The 14564-nt window shown below is 70.7% G+C and carries 17 protein-coding genes and 2 pseudogenes; 10 read left to right on the plus strand and 9 right to left on the minus strand.

Features of this window, described 5'->3' with window-relative positions; translation table 11 throughout:
* Nucleotides 1-164 precede the first annotated feature (164 nt).
* The gene (locus G6045_RS03300; RefSeq protein WP_165330235.1) at nucleotides 165-887 is read right to left on the minus strand and encodes a carbon-nitrogen hydrolase family protein; all 723 of its coding nucleotides are present in this window, start codon (nucleotides 885-887) and stop codon (nucleotides 165-167) included.
* A gap of 117 nt (nucleotides 888-1004) precedes the next feature.
* Between G6045_RS03300 and G6045_RS03305 the strand changes: the two genes are divergently transcribed.
* From G6045_RS03305 to G6045_RS42310, 3 genes and pseudogenes are all read left to right on the plus strand, one after another.
* A complete protein-coding gene (locus tag G6045_RS03305; protein ID WP_165330236.1) occupies nucleotides 1005-1589 on the plus strand; it encodes a TetR family transcriptional regulator in 585 nt (194 codons plus the stop codon).
* Between the two features lie 81 nt (nucleotides 1590-1670).
* On the plus strand, nucleotides 1671-2213 hold the full coding sequence (locus G6045_RS03310) for a dihydrofolate reductase family protein (RefSeq protein WP_165330237.1): 543 nt from the start codon (nucleotides 1671-1673) through the stop codon (nucleotides 2211-2213).
* A gap of 194 nt (nucleotides 2214-2407) precedes the next feature.
* Nucleotides 2408-2617 (plus strand): annotated as a pseudogene (locus G6045_RS42310) (HAD-IA family hydrolase); the annotation flags it as partial.
* 79 nt (nucleotides 2618-2696) lie between these two features.
* Here the strand turns inward: G6045_RS42310 and G6045_RS03320 are convergent.
* The 3 genes from G6045_RS03320 to G6045_RS03330 all read right to left on the minus strand — a co-directional run bounded on the left by G6045_RS03320 (nucleotide 2697) and on the right by G6045_RS03330 (nucleotide 4900).
* Complete coding sequence (locus G6045_RS03320) at nucleotides 2697-3197, minus strand: DUF402 domain-containing protein (RefSeq protein ID WP_165330238.1); 501 nt, start codon at nucleotides 3195-3197, stop codon at nucleotides 2697-2699.
* A 111-nt stretch (nucleotides 3198-3308) separates the two neighbouring features.
* Entirely contained in the window at nucleotides 3309-4397 is a 1089-nt protein-coding gene (locus tag G6045_RS03325) for an SPFH domain-containing protein (RefSeq protein ID WP_165330239.1), read from the minus strand.
* Between the two features lie 65 nt (nucleotides 4398-4462).
* Nucleotides 4463-4900 (minus strand): NfeD family protein, encoded by a 438-nt coding sequence (locus G6045_RS03330; protein ID WP_165330240.1) that lies wholly within the window; start codon nucleotides 4898-4900, stop codon nucleotides 4463-4465.
* Nucleotides 4901-5105: 205 nt separating this feature from the next.
* On the opposite strand from G6045_RS03330, the gene G6045_RS03335 reads away from it, so the two are divergent.
* Nucleotides 5106-5546, plus strand: coding sequence for an ester cyclase (locus tag G6045_RS03335; protein ID WP_165330241.1), 441 nt, complete (start codon nucleotides 5106-5108; stop codon nucleotides 5544-5546).
* Between the two features lie 34 nt (nucleotides 5547-5580).
* Nucleotides 5581-6069, plus strand: a complete 489-nt coding sequence (locus tag G6045_RS03340) for an isochorismatase family protein (protein ID WP_165330242.1) — start codon at nucleotides 5581-5583, stop codon at nucleotides 6067-6069.
* A gap of 59 nt (nucleotides 6070-6128) precedes the next feature.
* Here the strand turns inward: G6045_RS03340 and G6045_RS03345 are convergent.
* Nucleotides 6129-7520 (minus strand): annotated as a pseudogene (locus G6045_RS03345) (cytochrome P450).
* Nucleotides 7521-7662: 142 nt separating this feature from the next.
* Here G6045_RS03345 and G6045_RS03350 point away from each other — a divergent pair.
* From G6045_RS03350 to G6045_RS03365, 4 genes are all read left to right on the plus strand, one after another.
* Entirely contained in the window at nucleotides 7663-8064 is a 402-nt protein-coding gene (locus G6045_RS03350) for a VOC family protein (protein WP_165330243.1), read from the plus strand.
* Between the two features lie 68 nt (nucleotides 8065-8132).
* On the plus strand, nucleotides 8133-8750 hold the full coding sequence (locus G6045_RS03355) for a DinB family protein (RefSeq protein WP_165330244.1): 618 nt from the start codon (nucleotides 8133-8135) through the stop codon (nucleotides 8748-8750).
* 29 nt (nucleotides 8751-8779) lie between these two features.
* Nucleotides 8780-9256, plus strand: a complete 477-nt coding sequence (locus G6045_RS03360; RefSeq protein WP_165330245.1) for a macro domain-containing protein — start codon at nucleotides 8780-8782, stop codon at nucleotides 9254-9256.
* 140 nt (nucleotides 9257-9396) lie between these two features.
* Entirely contained in the window at nucleotides 9397-9945 is a 549-nt protein-coding gene (locus G6045_RS03365) for a hypothetical protein (RefSeq protein WP_165330246.1), read from the plus strand.
* Nucleotides 9946-10036: 91 nt separating this feature from the next.
* On the opposite strand, the gene G6045_RS03370 is transcribed toward G6045_RS03365, so the two are convergent.
* Together G6045_RS03370 and G6045_RS03375 are read right to left on the minus strand one after the other, a co-directional pair.
* The gene (locus G6045_RS03370) at nucleotides 10037-11371 is read right to left on the minus strand and encodes an LCP family protein (RefSeq protein ID WP_165330247.1); all 1335 of its coding nucleotides are present in this window, start codon (nucleotides 11369-11371) and stop codon (nucleotides 10037-10039) included.
* Between the two features lie 121 nt (nucleotides 11372-11492).
* The gene (locus G6045_RS03375) at nucleotides 11493-12419 is read right to left on the minus strand and encodes an aminoglycoside phosphotransferase family protein (protein ID WP_165330248.1); all 927 of its coding nucleotides are present in this window, start codon (nucleotides 12417-12419) and stop codon (nucleotides 11493-11495) included.
* A 107-nt stretch (nucleotides 12420-12526) separates the two neighbouring features.
* Here G6045_RS03375 and G6045_RS03380 point away from each other — a divergent pair, with 107 nt between their 5' ends.
* A complete protein-coding gene (locus tag G6045_RS03380; protein ID WP_165330249.1) occupies nucleotides 12527-13498 on the plus strand; it encodes a zinc-binding dehydrogenase in 972 nt (323 codons plus the stop codon).
* Between the two features lie 68 nt (nucleotides 13499-13566).
* Here G6045_RS03380 and G6045_RS03385 read toward each other — a convergent pair whose 3' ends face one another.
* Both G6045_RS03385 and G6045_RS03390 read right to left on the minus strand, forming a co-directional pair.
* Nucleotides 13567-14079, minus strand: a complete 513-nt coding sequence (locus tag G6045_RS03385; RefSeq protein ID WP_165330250.1) for a hypothetical protein — start codon at nucleotides 14077-14079, stop codon at nucleotides 13567-13569.
* Nucleotides 14080-14270: 191 nt separating this feature from the next.
* On the minus strand, nucleotides 14271-14564 hold the full coding sequence (locus tag G6045_RS03390) for a mycothiol transferase (protein WP_328707639.1): 294 nt from the start codon (nucleotides 14562-14564) through the stop codon (nucleotides 14271-14273).

Here is a 14564-nt window from a genome sequence, read left to right on the forward strand (position 1 = left end):
GGGTTGCCGGTCGGTGCACACCGTGGTGGTGCGTCCGGGAGACAGGTTCACCGGGCTGTCTGGGAGCGGGATGGGAGTTTCTGGGAGTTCCGTGTGAGTCGTGGGCGCGTCTGTGCAGGTGGGACGCTCGCGGCCGGTTTCAGCCCGCGCCCGGCGGGCCGGACTCACATGGAACGCGCACCGCCCACATCAGCGGTCACGACCATCGGCGTACGGGCATCCGCCTCGGCGAGCGCCCGCCCGTCCGGCGCCCACAGCGCGGCGCCGCCGCAGCCGGTCCAAGGGCCGGCCGCTCCCACGTGGTTGGCGAGCACGACGTACAGGCCGGCACCGCGGGCGATGCCCGGGTACACGGTGGCCCGTTCATGGACGCCGTCGCCGGTGCCGTACAGCGAACTGGCCAGATGTACGTCACAGCCGTCGGTGGCGCAGCGCGAGGTGAGCGCGTCGAAGTGGTTGTCGTAGCAGGTCGCGAGCGCGAACCGCAGCCCGCCGTAGGTGAAGCGCCCATCGCGCCGGCCTGCCGCGAAGACGTCCTGCTCGTGCTCGAAGAGGTGCTGTTTGCGGTACGTGGTGATCAGTTCGCCGTCCGGTCCGTACACGAAGGTCTCGATCGCGGGGCGCGGGCCGTCCGTCGGGGCGGCGCCGTTGACGACCGTGGCGATTCCGGTCGTACGCAGCGCGTCCAGGCGCGGGTCGTCGGGCCGGGTCAGCAGGTCGGGGTCCTTGCCGATCGCTTCCATCTCGTAGCCGGTGAGGGCCAGTTCGGGGAACACGATCAGTTCGGCGCCCCGCGCGCGGGCCTGGGCGGCCTGGCCGACCATGGTGCGGACGTTGGCGGGGATGTCCGCGGGTGCGCAGGTGAACTGGGCGGCAGCGATCTTCATCGGGCCAGGATCTCAGGCGCCGGCCGCATCAATTAATGAACGGGCATTTACAAACGAGTACCGAGGAGCTAGTTTACGAATAGGCATTCACAAACAGTCCGACGGACGGAGCGCGGCATGGCCCGACCCCGTACCACCAGCGACGAAGCGATCCTTGCTGCCGCCGCGCGCGCTGTGGGCCGGCGCGGACCCGCTGGGCTGACGCTCGCCTCGGTGGCCGAAGAGGCCGGACTTGCGCCGGCCACTTTGGTGCAGCGCTTCGGGTCCAAGCGCAACCTGCTGCTCGCCCTGGCCCGCCAGGGGCCGGCCCACACCGGCGCGGTGTACGACCACGCCCGTCGTCAGCACGACGCGCCACTGGTCGCGCTGCATGCCGCGCTGAGTGATCTGGCCTCGGGCGTACAGACTCCCGAGGAGATGGCCGGTCACCTCGGGTTCCTCCAACTGGACCTGACCGACCCTGAGTTCCGTACGCACGCAGCCGCGCAGGCGCATCGGATGCGTACGGAGACGGCTGCATTGCTCGCGGACGCCGTCGCGGACCGCGATCTTGCCGCCGGCACCGACGTCGACGACCTCGCCCGCGGCGTCCAGATCACCTACAACGGCGCCCTGCTTCTGTGGGCCGTGGAGGGCGGCGACTCTCCAAAGGAGTTGCTCCGCAACGAACTCGACCGCCTGCTGCGCCCGCACCGCACATGACGACCGACCGCCCGGCCCCTGACGACCGACCGCACCGCACCTGACGTCCCACCACATCACCGACCCAGGAGGACGCTCACCATGCCCAGCACCCACCCCTTCATCGTCTCCGTCTTCATCGGCACCAGCTTCGACGGCTTCATCGCACGCTCCGACGGCGACATCGGCTGGCTGAACAGCCGCGCCGAGGGCGCCGGCGACTATGGCTACGACGCATTCATGGCAGAGGTCGACACCGTCGTGATGGGCCGTGCCACGTACGAGGTGGTCATCGGCTTCGGACCCGAGATGTGGCCCTTCGCCGGCAAGAACGTGCACGTGCTGAGCACCCGCCTCGATGCGGACGTCGACGAGCGCGTCACCGTCCACCGCACCTTCGACCAGCTGGTGACAGCGCTCACCGAGCGGGGTGCCAAGCGCGTGTACGCGGACGGCGGACAGCTGATCCAGACGTTCCTGCGCGCCGGCCTCGTGGACGACATCACCATCACCCGCGCCCCGGTCCTGATCGGCACCGGGCTCCCGCTCTTCGGACCGCTGGACGCCGATGTCGACCTCACCCATGACTCGACGCGCGTACTCGGCGCCGGCTTCACCCAGTCCACGTATCACGTGACCCGCTGACAGCAGATCGCCGGGCGCAGGGCGCCGGCCGCCGTGATCACCGCGCGGACCGGCGTCTGGCCTGCGGCCATGATGAAGCCGATAGAACTCGTGATCTTCGACTGCGACGGCGTCCTGGTCGACACCGAACACCTCGCCGTACGCCTCCAGATCGCGCTCGGCGCGGAACTCGGCTGGCCGCTCACCGCAGACGATTCCTGCACGCCGCCCGTCGCATGGGTGTCGACCCGGCGGCGTGCGCGGTGGTCGAGGACAGCGGGCCGGGCGTCGCGGCGGCACGCGCGGCCGGGATGCGCGCCTTCGGGTACGCGGGAGGCCCGACCCCCGCCGAACGGCTCGCAGGCGCCGGCACCGTCGTCTTCGACGACATGCGCGAGCTGCCGGACCTGCTCGCCGTGCGGTGACGCTCGTCGGGGCCCCTGCCACTCCCCCAGCTTCGCCCCCTCGGAGCACAGCCGCCCGTACCCGCCGAGGAGAACAGCCCTACACACGCGCCAGCCACGGCAGATACGCCGAGGAGAACAGCTCCGCCGGGGACTGGCGACGCACCGCCTCGTACAGCCATGAACAGCTGCTTCGGGCCTCCGCGACGACATGCTCGGGATACCCGAAGTGCTCCTGGTGCACGGCGAATTCGTCCTCGTCCTCGATGTGCGGATCGACTCCCGGCAGCCGTACGACATCGAGGTCCAGGTCGACGATGCGCACCTCGGTGCCGTCCGCCGCCCACTGCGCCGGAGTGCTCACGTCGCAGTAGACCTCGGGGCCCGGCGGGCGGCAGAACGTCGCCGTCCACCAAGCGTGCTGCGGGACGCACAGGACGTACGGGAAGCGCGTGTTCCACCCGCCGTCCGCCGATTCCACGCGGATCCCCTCGGCGGTCGCGAGCCAGGTGCCGTGTGCGTCGGCGCCGAGGCGTGTCGCCGTCCAGCGTGCGCTGAGGCGGCCGTCGTACTTCCGGAACTCGACGGTGATGTCGGTCATCGGGCCGCTCCCGTTCCGGGCGGACGGCATCGCGCCCTGCCACCCTTCGCTGCGCGCGACGGCGTCTCACCAACTCCTCGCCCAGCCCCGCCGGCCATCCGAGCGTGCGGCTCAGGCACTCGCGGCCCCATCACCCCGGCCCGGCAGCCGATTCGTCTTCGCCGCCTCGGCCTCGGCCTTGGCGTCGCTGACCGCGGCGGCCGCCTGCTGCGCGACCTGATCGGCCGCTTTCGCGGCGTCCAGCGACAGCGTCGAGCTCTTCTCGAGCTCACCGGTCCCCGTTTCGCTCTCGATCGGGTCCACCTGCTCGGGTGCGGGCCGACCGCTGCTCGACTGGTCGCCGAAGGCGCTGGTGACCGTGCGGATCGCCTCCGTCAGCTCGCCCGGGATCACCCAGAAGGTGTTGTTGTCGCTGCGGGCCAAGTGCGGGAGCGTTTCGAGGTACTTGTACGCGAGGACCTTGGCGTCCGCGTTGTTGCGGTGCACGGCCTGGAAGACGCGCTCCACCGCCTTCGCCTCGCCGTCGGCCCGCAGGATCATCGCCTGCTGGGTGCCCTGCGCCTCCAGGATGTCCTTCTGTTTCGTACCCTCCGCGGTCAGGATCTTGGCCTGCCGCTCGCCCTCCGCGTGCAGGATGGCCGCGCGCTTGTCCCGCTCGGCCCGCATCTGCTTCTCCATCGCCTCCTTGATGGTGTGCGGCGGGTCGATGGCCTTGATCTCGACGCGGTTGACGCGGATGCCCCACTTGCCGGTGGCGTCGTCGAGGACCGTACGCAGCCGGGTGTTGATCTCCTCGCGCGAGGTGAGCGTCTCCTCCAGGTCCATGGAGCCGATGACGTTGCGCAGCGTGGTCACCGTGAGCTGATCGATGGCGTGCAGATAGTCGGCGACCTCGTAGGCCGCGGCCCGCGGGTCGGTGATCTGGTAGTAGAGCACCGTGTCGATGTTCACCACGAGGTTGTCCTCGGTGATCACCGGCTTGGGGTCGGAGGAGTACACCTGCTCGCGCACGTCGAGCTTGGTGTTGACGCGGTCCGCCATCGGCAGCACGAAGTTCAGGCCGGGCTGCAGCGTACGGCGGTAGCGCCCGAACCGTTCGATGTTGTAGCGACGCGCCTGCGGGACGATGCGCACCGTGGCGGCCACGAGGAACACGACGACGATCGCCGCCACGAGTATGGGGATGACCACCGGATCCATAGCTGCCTCCTCGTGATCGGTTCAGTCGTGCCTGAACTGCACTGCGTGCATGGTCATCCCGGCCTTCATGGCAGCAGCTCGCGTGGGTAGACGACGGCGGTCGCGCCGTCGATCTCCATGACGTCCACGAACGCGCCCACCGGGATCACCTGGCTTTCGTCGAGGGTGCGGGCGGACCATTCCTCGCCGGAGATCTTGATCAGGCCGCGGGTCGCGGTGACTTCCTTGAGGACCTCGGCCCGTCGGCCGACCAGCGCATCGGTGCCGTCGCGCGTCAGCGGTGCCTGTTCGATCTGGCGCAGCGCGATCGGCCGGACGACGAGAAGACCCGCGGCCGCGGCCCCACCGAGTGCGAGGAGCTGGCCGATCAGGCCGATGCCTACACCGGACACGACGGCGGCGACCAGGGCAGCGCCTGCCAGCAGCCCGAACACCAAGGTCAGAGTGAAGAACTCCGCGACACCGAGCACCCCGGCTGCGAGCAGCCACACGAACCACGGCATGGAATCAGCCTCCCTCAGGGGGACCTGCTCCCCACGCTACGCCCCGGAACCCGGCCGGAACAGACTGATCGCACGCCCTACGGCACCGGCGCGCGACGGAGGGCCGACCCGCCCGCGCCCCGTCGATGTCACAGCACACCGCCCGGGTTCGTCACAGAGGTGACAGGCAACAGTCGCCCCGACCGGCCAGCGGAGGAAGTCTCACGTGCACACCACCGACCACACCGCCACGCGCAACAAGGAAGTCTTCCGGCGCTTTCACGACGTCGTGAACAGCCGCGACGCCGAGGCGATCGACAAAACGATTCAGGAATACGTCGATCCCGAGGTCATCTTTCACGCGCCGGTGCCGACCGAGCTGCCCGGCCTCGAGGCGTTCCGCCGGGTGTGGCCGACGCTGCTGCGCGCGTTCCCCGACATCCAGGTCCACATCGAGGACCTCATCGCCGAGGGCGACAAGGTCGTCGCACGGAACACGGTGACCGGGACCCACCTGGGCGACTACCGCGGCCTTGCGCCGACCGGTCGGCCCGTCAGGTACGACGAGATCTTCATCTTCCGCTTCGCCGACGGCCGCATCGCCGAGGCGTGGGGCGTCGTCGATGTCCTCGGCCAGTTGCGGCAGTTGGGGGCGATGCCCGGCTGAGTCGTTGTCCGGGGGAGCCCTAGGATCGGGCGCTATGACCTCCGCACTGATCCTCATCGACCTGATGCCCCGCATCATCGGCCTGCCGCTCGCCCCGCACTCCGGCGAGGAAGTCCTCGCGCGCTGCCGCGAGTTGGCCACGTCGTTCCGTACGAGCGGGCGGCCGGTGGTGCAGGTGCGGGTGGATCGCCCGAACGTGACGGAGCAACCGCCCGGCAGCGACTTCGCCGAGGGTCTGGTGCACGACGGCGACATCGTGCTGGTCAAGCGCACCATCGGCGCGTTCTACGGCACCGGTCTGGACGAGCAGCTGCGCAAGCGGGAGGTGGACACCGTGGTGCTCGCCGGCCTTGTCACCACGATGGGCGTCGAATCCACCGCGCGGGCCGCGGCGGATCACGGCTACGAGGTGGAGTTCGTGACGGACGCGATGTCCGGCCTTGCCGCGGACGAGCACGAGTTCGCCGTGGAGCGCACGTTCCCGCGCTTCGGCGAAGTGCGGAACACCGCCGACTACCGCTGACGCCGGCTGCTCCGCCCAGGACCTGCGCCGGCCCCGCCCAGAACGTACGCCGGCTCCGCCTAGGACGTACGGCGGCGCACCTCCAGCGTGAAGCCCTCCGGCTTCATCGTGAGCAGTTCGGTCACCTTCAGTTCGTACGAGGGATCGCCGGACAGGTCGTAACGGTGCAGCAGAAGCCCGAGCACCAGGATCGCCTCGTGCAGCGCGAACTGGCGGCCGATGCAGGCGCGCGCACCCGTCCCCCAGGGCTTGTAGGTGTGGGCGGGACGGGCGCGCACCTCGGCGGGCGCGAAGCGGTCCGGGTCGAACGCCTCCGGGTCCGGGCCCCAGACGGACGGATCGCGGTGCAGGGCCGGGAGCAGGACAAGGGCCCAATCGCCTTTGCGCATCGCGTACTTGCCATCGAGGACGGTGTCCTCGCGCGCCTGGCGTCCGTACGCGGGGGCGGTGGGCCACAGGCGCAGGGCCTCGTCCAGTACGCGGCGGACGTAGCGGAGCTTGGGGATCTGCTCGAAGGCCGGACTCGGCGGCACCTCGCCGGGCGGTCCCCAGAGGGCGTCGACTTCGGCGCGGGCCCGGGCGAGGACTTCCGGGCTGCGGGCCAGGTAGTACAGGGCGAAGGAGAGGGCGCCCGAGGTGGTCTCGTGGCCCGCGACCAGGAAAGTGATCACCTGGTTGCGGATGTTGACCTCGTCCAGCGGGAGGCCGGTCTCCGGGTGACGGGTGTGCAGCATCAGACCGAGCAGGTCGTCCGTGCGGTCGTCGCCCGCGGTGCGCCGGGCGCGGATCACGTCGTCGATGATCTCGGTGAGGTACGTGAGGCGCTCGGCGTTGCGGCGGTCCGCGCCCCGTGCGAGCAGGTTCCCGAGACCCGGGAGGCGGACCGTCTACCGCTGGGCGTGGCGCAGGGCTCCGGTCATCGCCGTGACGAACGGGTGCGGTGCGGTGCGGTCGAAGGACCCGAAGTCGTAGCCGAAGCCGGTGCGGGCGATGGTCTCCAGGGTCAGCTTGGTCATGTCGGCGGCCACGTCCACCGGCCCTGTGGACGCGTCCCAATGGGTCAGCAGGCGGTGGGCCATCTCCCGCATGACGGGGTGGTAGGCGCGCATCGAGGACTGGGTGAAGGCGGGGGCCAGGATGTCGTGCGCCGCCTGCCAGTTGGGCTCGTGGCTGTACGCGGTGAACAGGCCGTCGCCGCCCAGCCTGCGCAGCGCTTCGATGCCGAGGCCGACGTGTTTGGCGAAGCGGCTCTCGTCGGAGAGGTCGGCGGCCGGTCCGGCGCCGCAGACGAAGACGATCTCCTTGTCGAAGATCTTCCGTACGAACAGGGGTGAGCCGAGTTCGCGGGCGATCCGGACGGAGTCCTGGACCGGTGTGCGGGGCGAGACGCCGAGGATGTCGCCGAGCACGGGGACGCGGCGGGGCGGGTGCGGTATCTGGCGGGTGTCCACGGCGCGGAATCTACCTTTCCCACGAGGCGGTCCTCCCCATCACCCTCTCAACTTGCCGCGCTCCGCTGCGAGTCAGCACCCTTGCCACACCACCCCGACCCTCATTATCTTGACGTCAAGATTCCATCACGGAGGGGACGACGTGGCTCTGGAACAGCTCGGCTGCACCCTGGTCGGTCTGCATCACGTGCAGCTCGCGATCCCGCCGGACGCCGAGGACATCTGCCGTGAGTTCTGGGGCGGCGTTCTCGGCATGACCGAGCTGGAGAAGCCACCTGTGCTGGCGGCGCGCGGCGGGTGCTGGTTCCGAGGTGGCGGTCTGGAGGTGCACTTGGGGGTCGAAGAGGACTTCCGCCCGAACCGGAAGGCTCATCCGGGCATCCTCGTGACCTCGCTGGACGCGCTCGCCGAGCGGTTGGAAGACCACGGAGTGAGTGTCACCTGGGATGACAACTTCCCTGGCCACGAACGCTTCTACGCGTTCGACGCGGTGGGCAACCGGCTCGAGTTCCTGCAACCCACCGCGATGGCCACCGTCGCTTGACCGGAGCGCCCTGCACCGCTGTGTCCGCCACGCGGCCCGTTGTCAGTGGCGGCTGCGAGACTTCCCGCATGAACGCACCGACGCCCAACGCACCGACCCCCAAGGAAGACCTCCTCGAATATCTGCAGGCGGCCCGGGATTCCCTCGTGTGGAAGCTGGACGGGCTGTCCGAGTACGACGCGCGACGGCCGCTGACACCCACGGGGACGAATCTGCTGGGCCTGGTGAAGCATCTGACGGGTGTGGAACTGGGCTATTTCGGCGACTCGTTCGGCCGCCCGTACTTCCAAGGAGATCCGCCGCCGTGGTGGTACACCGAGCTCGGCGACGACCCGCACGCGGACATGTGGGCCACCGCGGACGAGTCGCGCGAGGAGATCGTCGCGCTGTACCGGGCCGCGTGGGCGCACGCCGAGGAGACCTTCGCCGCACACGGCCTCGATGCGATCGGCCGGGTGCCGTGGTGGCCGGAGCACCGGCGGGCCACGACCCTGCACCACCTGATCGTTCGGGTGCTCTCCGACACACAGCGGCACGCCGGACATGCGGATATCGTGCGGGAGTTGATCGACGGCACGGCGGGCTGGACTCCGAACCAGAGCAGCCTGCCGACCACTGAAGCGGCCGAGTGGCAGGCGCATCGGGAGCGAGTCGAACAGGCGGCCAAGGCCGCGGACGGCCGGTGAGCCGGGGCGGGCTTCAGGAGGGGGACACCATGCGTGCACTGTCGGTCATCCGCGGAGACGCGACCGAACCGCAGGCCAAGGGGCAGAAGATCATCGCCCATGTGTGCAACGACCTGGGCGGCTGGGGCAAAGGCTTCGTGCTGGCCCTGTCCCGCCGCTGGCCCGAGCCCGAGCGCGACTACCGCCGGTGGCATCGGGAACGGTCGAAGAACGACTTCGGGCTCGGTGCGGTCCGTCTCGTCCAGGTCCGCCACGACATCCACGTCGCCAACATGGTCGGCCAGCGCGGCATGCGCACCGGCAGCGCCGGCCCACCGATCCGCTACGACGCCGTACGCCGGTGCCTCACCGCGCTCGCCGGGCACGCCACCAAGAAGGGCGCCTCCGTGCACATGCCGCGCATCGGCTGCGGCCTCGCCGGCGGCAAGTGGGAGCGGATCGAGCCGCTCATCGTGGAGGAGCTCTGCGCGCGCGACATCGCGGTGACCGTGTACGACCGGGGGTGAGGGGCGCAATCGCGGAGTGCGCTGCGCCGATCGCGGGAGTCGATCCTCCATTCAGTGCAACGCGCCTCGAGTCGGGTGGCCGACCAACGCCCCGGATTGTTCGACTGGTCGGGTCCCTGAACCCCACCAAGGAGTCGCCCATGCGTCGATCCATCGCCGCTCTCACCGCCGCTTTCGCCCTCACCGCCGGCACGGTCACCCTCGCGACCGCAGCCGAAGCACCCGCCGCCGGTGCCGCACTCCCGTGCCCCGAAATCGCGAAGCAGTTCACCGCGGCGACCGAGGCGGCCAACCGCATCACGCCCGCAAACGCGGCGACCGCGCTCACCGACTACATGCTGAGCACCAACCACGCGGCGCAGAACCTCCACGGCACCCTCCAGCAGGCTGCTTCCGGCCAGTCCCTGTGTGCGGACCCCGCCACCGAAATCCCGCTGCTGGCGGACGCGGTCACCAAGTACGCCCACACGGTCACCGGTAAGGGTGGGGTCTTCGCGACTCAGCCCTTCCTGGCTGCGCCCGTGGTCGCGATGAACCGGCAGCTTGAGCAGGCGCTGGACGTGTTCTTCGAAGCAGCTGTTGACGCGGCACCCGAGGACTCGGCCGACGCCCTCAAGGACTCCGCGCAACGGGCACAGGACGCGATCGGGAAGCTGATCGACTCGATGCAGGACCAGACCCTGATGTAGTGCGAAACCCTGACATAGCGCGAAGCACCGCAGCACGGCGAGGCCTTCACCCCCAGGGGTGGGGGCCTCGCGCCACGCGCGACGTGGGCCATCAAGGACAACGCAGCCGGTCGCCCGTGACCGGTGGGCCCTCGAAGCCCGTACGGTCGTACACCACCGGCACCACCGTGCGTCCGCCCCGGCCGACCTGTACCTCGATGGTCCGGCCGAGCCCTCGCACCATCCGCAGCCGGGCCTCGGGCAGTGCGGCGTGCAGTGCCTCGGCGTGCCGGGCGGCCGAGGGTCCGTAGAAGATCAGCGTGCTGTCCTGGTCGTGCGGCAGCGCATGGCGGGGCTCGCCGCTCAGGACGGTGAAGCCCATGCGCAGCAGCGCGAAGCCGATCGCCCCGTCGGATACGCGCAGCTGGATCGCCGGCAGCGGAACACCCACCGCGCTCGCGCCCGTCGGCTGGATGCGCCGGTCGCCGGTGACGGGGCGGTCCGCGCGCAGGGCGGACCAGAGCGCGTCGGAGCGTTCGCGGTCCCACAGGACGGTGGAGCCGTGGCCCGGGACGCGGTGGTCGGCGTCGGCGACGGGGACGTTCGTGAACTCGGTCTGCTCCGGGCGCAGTCGGCCCACCGTCAGGGCGAGTGCGGCCAGGTGCGCCGGGGTGGTCCCCGGATCCGTGCGGATCAGTCCGTGCAGCGCACCGACGGTCGCGACGGCCCGCGCCGGGCTGTCGAGAGCGCCCGAGTGCCGCAGCCGGTCGAGCAGTCCGGACACCAGCCGCTGTTGGCGGCGGACCCGGCCGCCGTCGCCGGGCGGGTTGACGTGGCGGGCCCTGACGTAGCGCACGGATTTGTTGCCGTTGATCCGGTGCGTGCCCGGGGTCAGGCGCAGTCCGGCAGCCCGGTCGTACACCATCTTCTCGGTGCAGACCGTGGCGCCGCCGAGGCGGTCGATCACACCGGCGAACCCCTGGAAGTCGGTCTCCATGTAGTGATCGATCCGTACGCCCGTGGCCTGCTCCACCGTGCGCCGGGTGAGGTCGCCGCCGCCGTGCTGCCAGGCGGCGTTGATCTTCCCCGAGTGACGCGGGTGGTCGTGTGCGGCGTACTCCACGTACGAGTCCCGCAGCACCGAGACCACGCTCAACCGCTGCTCGTCCTCGGAGAGATGGGCGAGCATCATCACGTCCGTGCAGTCGCAGGCGACACCACCCACGTGCAGCCGGTTGCGCTGTTCCACGGTCAGGCCGGAGCGGCTGTCGAGGCCGACGAGCAGGATGTTGGTGCCGTCGCTGCCCGGGGTGTCCAGGATGCGGCCGGAGCGGTCCGGATGACGGTCGGGCTCGTCCGATCCCCGTACCGGCTGGCCTGCCGCGGCCGTCACGGTGGCGCCCGCGAGGGTGGCCAGGAGCATGGCGGAAGTCAGTAGGCGGCGCATGCCAGCACGCTGCCGCACCGGTGGCTTCGCCGCCGCCGGGAGTGCGCCACACGGCGGAGCGCCCCGCTCCCGGCTGTCCGAGGACACCGCGCACCCCGTGGGAGGCACGGCGCGCCTGCGGCTAGAACGTCAGCGCCTCCGCGAGGTGGCCGGCGAGGGCGGTGAGCCGGTCGAGTTCGGGTCCGCCGCGAGCGCGCCGGAACCCGTGCCGGCGTGCCCAGTAGGCGGCTTCGACCGCATGCAGCTGCGCCCAGCGGCGCACCCGCTCCGGCTCCAGCTCCGCCGCATCCGCGAAGAGCTCCAGCGCGCGGCGGACTTCTAGGCCCGGGTCGTCGGCTGCGATGAACAGCAGACCCATGGACTTCAGCAGCGTGCCCCCGTCCCACGCCGGATCTCCCACGTACCCCTTGGGATCGACGGCGAGCCAGGGCTCCCGTTCGGCGCGCAGGATATTGCGCGGATGCAGATCACCGTGGATCAGCACTTCGGGCTGTACGGAACCGAGTTCACGCACGGTCGCCAAGGCGGCCTGGACCACCCGGCCGGGCAGGGCACCCTCGAACTCCTCGGCGTCGACGAGCAGTCGGTGCTCCCACTGTCCGGCCCGATCGCTTTGCCGCGGCAGCCCCGCGGGCGCGGGCACCGCCAGGCGTCTGCTGATCCGGCCGGCGACCACGACCATCTCATCCGGGTCGGCGCTCTGGGCGAGCGTCGAGGGCTGCGCACGCTCGAGCAGCATGGCGTACCGATCGTCGTCCCTCGCGTACAGCCGTACGGCACCGCGTCCGCCCCAGGCGACGAAGGCGTCGGGCTCGTGCACATTGCCCGGATGCGGAAAGGACACCTTCAGCACGGCAGGCCCCGTATCGGCGCTGCGCACCGGCACGATGACGCCGACCCCGCCGTGCATCACCGCCCCGTCCGGTACGCAGTCCCAGCCCTCCAGCAACTCGTCGACGATATGCGGCAGTCGGGCCACCCAGGCGGCGCCCTGTTCCCCTTCGCGGGCGACGGTGCTCTGCGCGAACTCCTCCGGAATCTCGATCATCCCGGCACCCTAGCCACGCCGCCGCCGCACTCATCGCTTGACCTCAACCTTGGTTGATCTTGCATGCTCCGTGTGTTCGCACTCGACGGGCAACAAGAGGGGGCACCATGCGAGTCGTCCAAGTGCACCGTTTCGGAGGGCCGGAGGAGCTGGTTGCGGGGCAGGCGCCGGATCCGATGGCCGGGCCGGGCCAGGTCGTGGTGGAGGTGGCGGTGGCCGGCATGACCTTCGTCGAGACGCAGATCCGGCGCGGCACCGACCCATGGCATGAGCCGCCCCAACTGCCCTATGTTCCGGGTGGTTTGGTGGCCGGCCGGGTGAGCGCCCTGGGACCGCAGGTGGATGCCACGTGGCTGGGTCGGCGCGTCCTCGCGACAACGGGAGAGACCGGCGGTTTCGCCGAGCGGGCCGTGGCATCGGCCGCCGAACTGTTTCCGGTGCCGGACGGTCTGGGCCTGCCCGAGGCGGTCGCCCTGTACAGCGACGGCAGCACGGCACAGGGCCTGGCCGAGCATGCACGCCTGCGCCGCGGTGAGTGGGTGCTGGTCGAAGCGGCGGCCGGCGGTGTGGGCAGCCTCCTGGTGCAGCTCGCCCGGATCGCGGGCGCACGGGTGATCGGGGCCGCCCGTGGCGAACAGAAGCTGGACGCGATCAGGAAGCTGGGGGCCGACGCGGCCGTCGACTACTCCGCGCCGGACTGGACCGAGCGGGTGCTCGAGGTCACCGAGGGCGCGGGCCCGGACGTCGTGTTCGACGGCGTGGGAGGCACGATCGGGCGCGCCGCGTTCGAGGTGACGGCCCGGGGCGGACGGTTCTCGGTGCACGGGGCCGCGAGCGGCGGGACCACGCTGATCGATCCCGCGGACGCGCACGCCCGAGGCGTGGAGGTCATCGGCATCGAGCAACTCTTCGGCTTCGCTCCGCACGTCCCGCGCTGGGCGGACCAGATCATGTCCCAGGCGGCGCAAGGGCTCGTACGACCGCTCATCGGGCAGACCTTCCCCTTGGACCGGGCCGCGCAGGCGCACACCGCGATCGAAAACCGCACCGCTTTGGGCAAGACCCTGCTGCTGATCTAGGCGGAGGTCCTGAGGAACGGCGGCGGCCTGCGTCCGGATGGAGCACTGGACGCAGGCCGCGTGACGGGTCAGGAAGAGCGCTGCATCCGGCGCCGCACCGTGTACGCGGTGGCGCCGAGGCCCACCGCCACCAGGGCCGCGCCCGCCGCGATCGTGCCCGGGCCCGCGTCCTCGAAGGAGCCGCCGAGACCGCCGCGTACGCCCTGCGGGGTGGTGGAGGAGCCGGTCACCGTGAAGGAACCGGTGTACTTCTGGCTGGGGTTGGAGACGTCGCAGACCACCGTGACGGTGTAGGTGCCGGCCTTGGCTCCGCTGAAGACATTCGAGGTGCCGCTGACCTCGCCGGCGCCACCGACGGCCGTCAGGGACGCGGTCGGGAACGCGTCCGAGTAGGCACGGGCCGACGCGTTGGGGTTGGCGCTCGCGCAGCCGGACGCGCCGATGCGCACGGACTGGCCGGGGCCCGCGCTGCTCGGGGTCACCGCGACCGCGCCGGCCTCGACCGCCTGGGCCGTCGGGCCCGCAAGGCCCAGGGCGGCTCCGGCGAGGAGGGTCCCGACGGCCAGAGTTCTTGCGTACATGGCGTACCTCGTTCTCAGTCCTGTGCCCTTTGCCCCCGGACTGACCGAGTCACAGCGTTGGCACCTCGTGGGGCAGCCCGCTGCTTGCGGGTGCCACGTCCAGCCGAACGCAACACGCCGAAGCCCGCACCTCGGGCCCCCCGAACGATGGAACGCCGCACCACGGTTGGCCGAACGTCACCCCTCGACGGTCACTTCGGCGGGTCCTCCCCCACCAGGCCGTCCACGGACTCCCTGATGAGGTCGGCGTGCCCGGCATGGCGGGCGTACTCCTCGAGCAGGTCGAGGAGGATGCGGCGCAGGTTGGGGCGCTCTCCGCCGGGCGTCACGTAGGCGCCCAGCTGGTCGAGGCCGCCCTGGGCGAGCGCCTTGTCGACGATCGCTCGCGAGCGGGCCACAGCGTCCCGCCACAGGGTGAGCAGTTCGGCGGGGGTGTGGTCGGCAGCCGTGCGGAACGCCCAGTCCGGGTCGCTCTTCCAGTCCAC

It is taken from the genome of Streptomyces mesophilus (genome assembly GCF_011044995.1).
GTDB classification, from domain to species: domain Bacteria; phylum Actinomycetota; class Actinomycetes; order Streptomycetales; family Streptomycetaceae; genus Streptomyces; species Streptomyces mesophilus.

Bases quoted from the DNA above. Each gene is read 5' to 3' on its own strand.
- G6045_RS03300 (WP_165330235.1), bottom strand. From the start codon at position 887: ATGAAGATCGCTGCCGCCCAGTTCACCTGCGCACCCGCGGACATCCCC.
- G6045_RS03305 (WP_165330236.1), top strand. From the start codon at position 1,005: ATGGCCCGACCCCGTACCACCAGCGACGAAGCGATCCTTGCTGCCGCC.
- G6045_RS03310 (WP_165330237.1), top strand. From the start codon at position 1,671: ATGCCCAGCACCCACCCCTTCATCGTCTCCGTCTTCATCGGCACCAGC.
- G6045_RS03320 (WP_165330238.1), bottom strand. From the start codon at position 3,197: ATGACCGACATCACCGTCGAGTTCCGGAAGTACGACGGCCGCCTCAGC.
- G6045_RS03325 (WP_165330239.1), bottom strand. From the start codon at position 4,397: ATGGATCCGGTGGTCATCCCCATACTCGTGGCGGCGATCGTCGTCGTG.
- G6045_RS03330 (WP_165330240.1), bottom strand. From the start codon at position 4,900: ATGCCGTGGTTCGTGTGGCTGCTCGCAGCCGGGGTGCTCGGTGTCGCG.
- G6045_RS03340 (WP_165330242.1), top strand. From the start codon at position 5,581: ATGACCTCCGCACTGATCCTCATCGACCTGATGCCCCGCATCATCGGC.
- G6045_RS03355 (WP_165330244.1), top strand. From the start codon at position 8,133: ATGAACGCACCGACGCCCAACGCACCGACCCCCAAGGAAGACCTCCTC.
- G6045_RS03360 (WP_165330245.1), top strand. From the start codon at position 8,780: ATGCGTGCACTGTCGGTCATCCGCGGAGACGCGACCGAACCGCAGGCC.
- G6045_RS03365 (WP_165330246.1), top strand. From the start codon at position 9,397: ATGCGTCGATCCATCGCCGCTCTCACCGCCGCTTTCGCCCTCACCGCC.
- G6045_RS03370 (WP_165330247.1), bottom strand. From the start codon at position 11,371: ATGCGCCGCCTACTGACTTCCGCCATGCTCCTGGCCACCCTCGCGGGC.
- G6045_RS03375 (WP_165330248.1), bottom strand. From the start codon at position 12,419: ATGATCGAGATTCCGGAGGAGTTCGCGCAGAGCACCGTCGCCCGCGAA.
- G6045_RS03380 (WP_165330249.1), top strand. From the start codon at position 12,527: ATGCGAGTCGTCCAAGTGCACCGTTTCGGAGGGCCGGAGGAGCTGGTT.
- G6045_RS03385 (WP_165330250.1), bottom strand. From the start codon at position 14,079: ATGTACGCAAGAACTCTGGCCGTCGGGACCCTCCTCGCCGGAGCCGCC.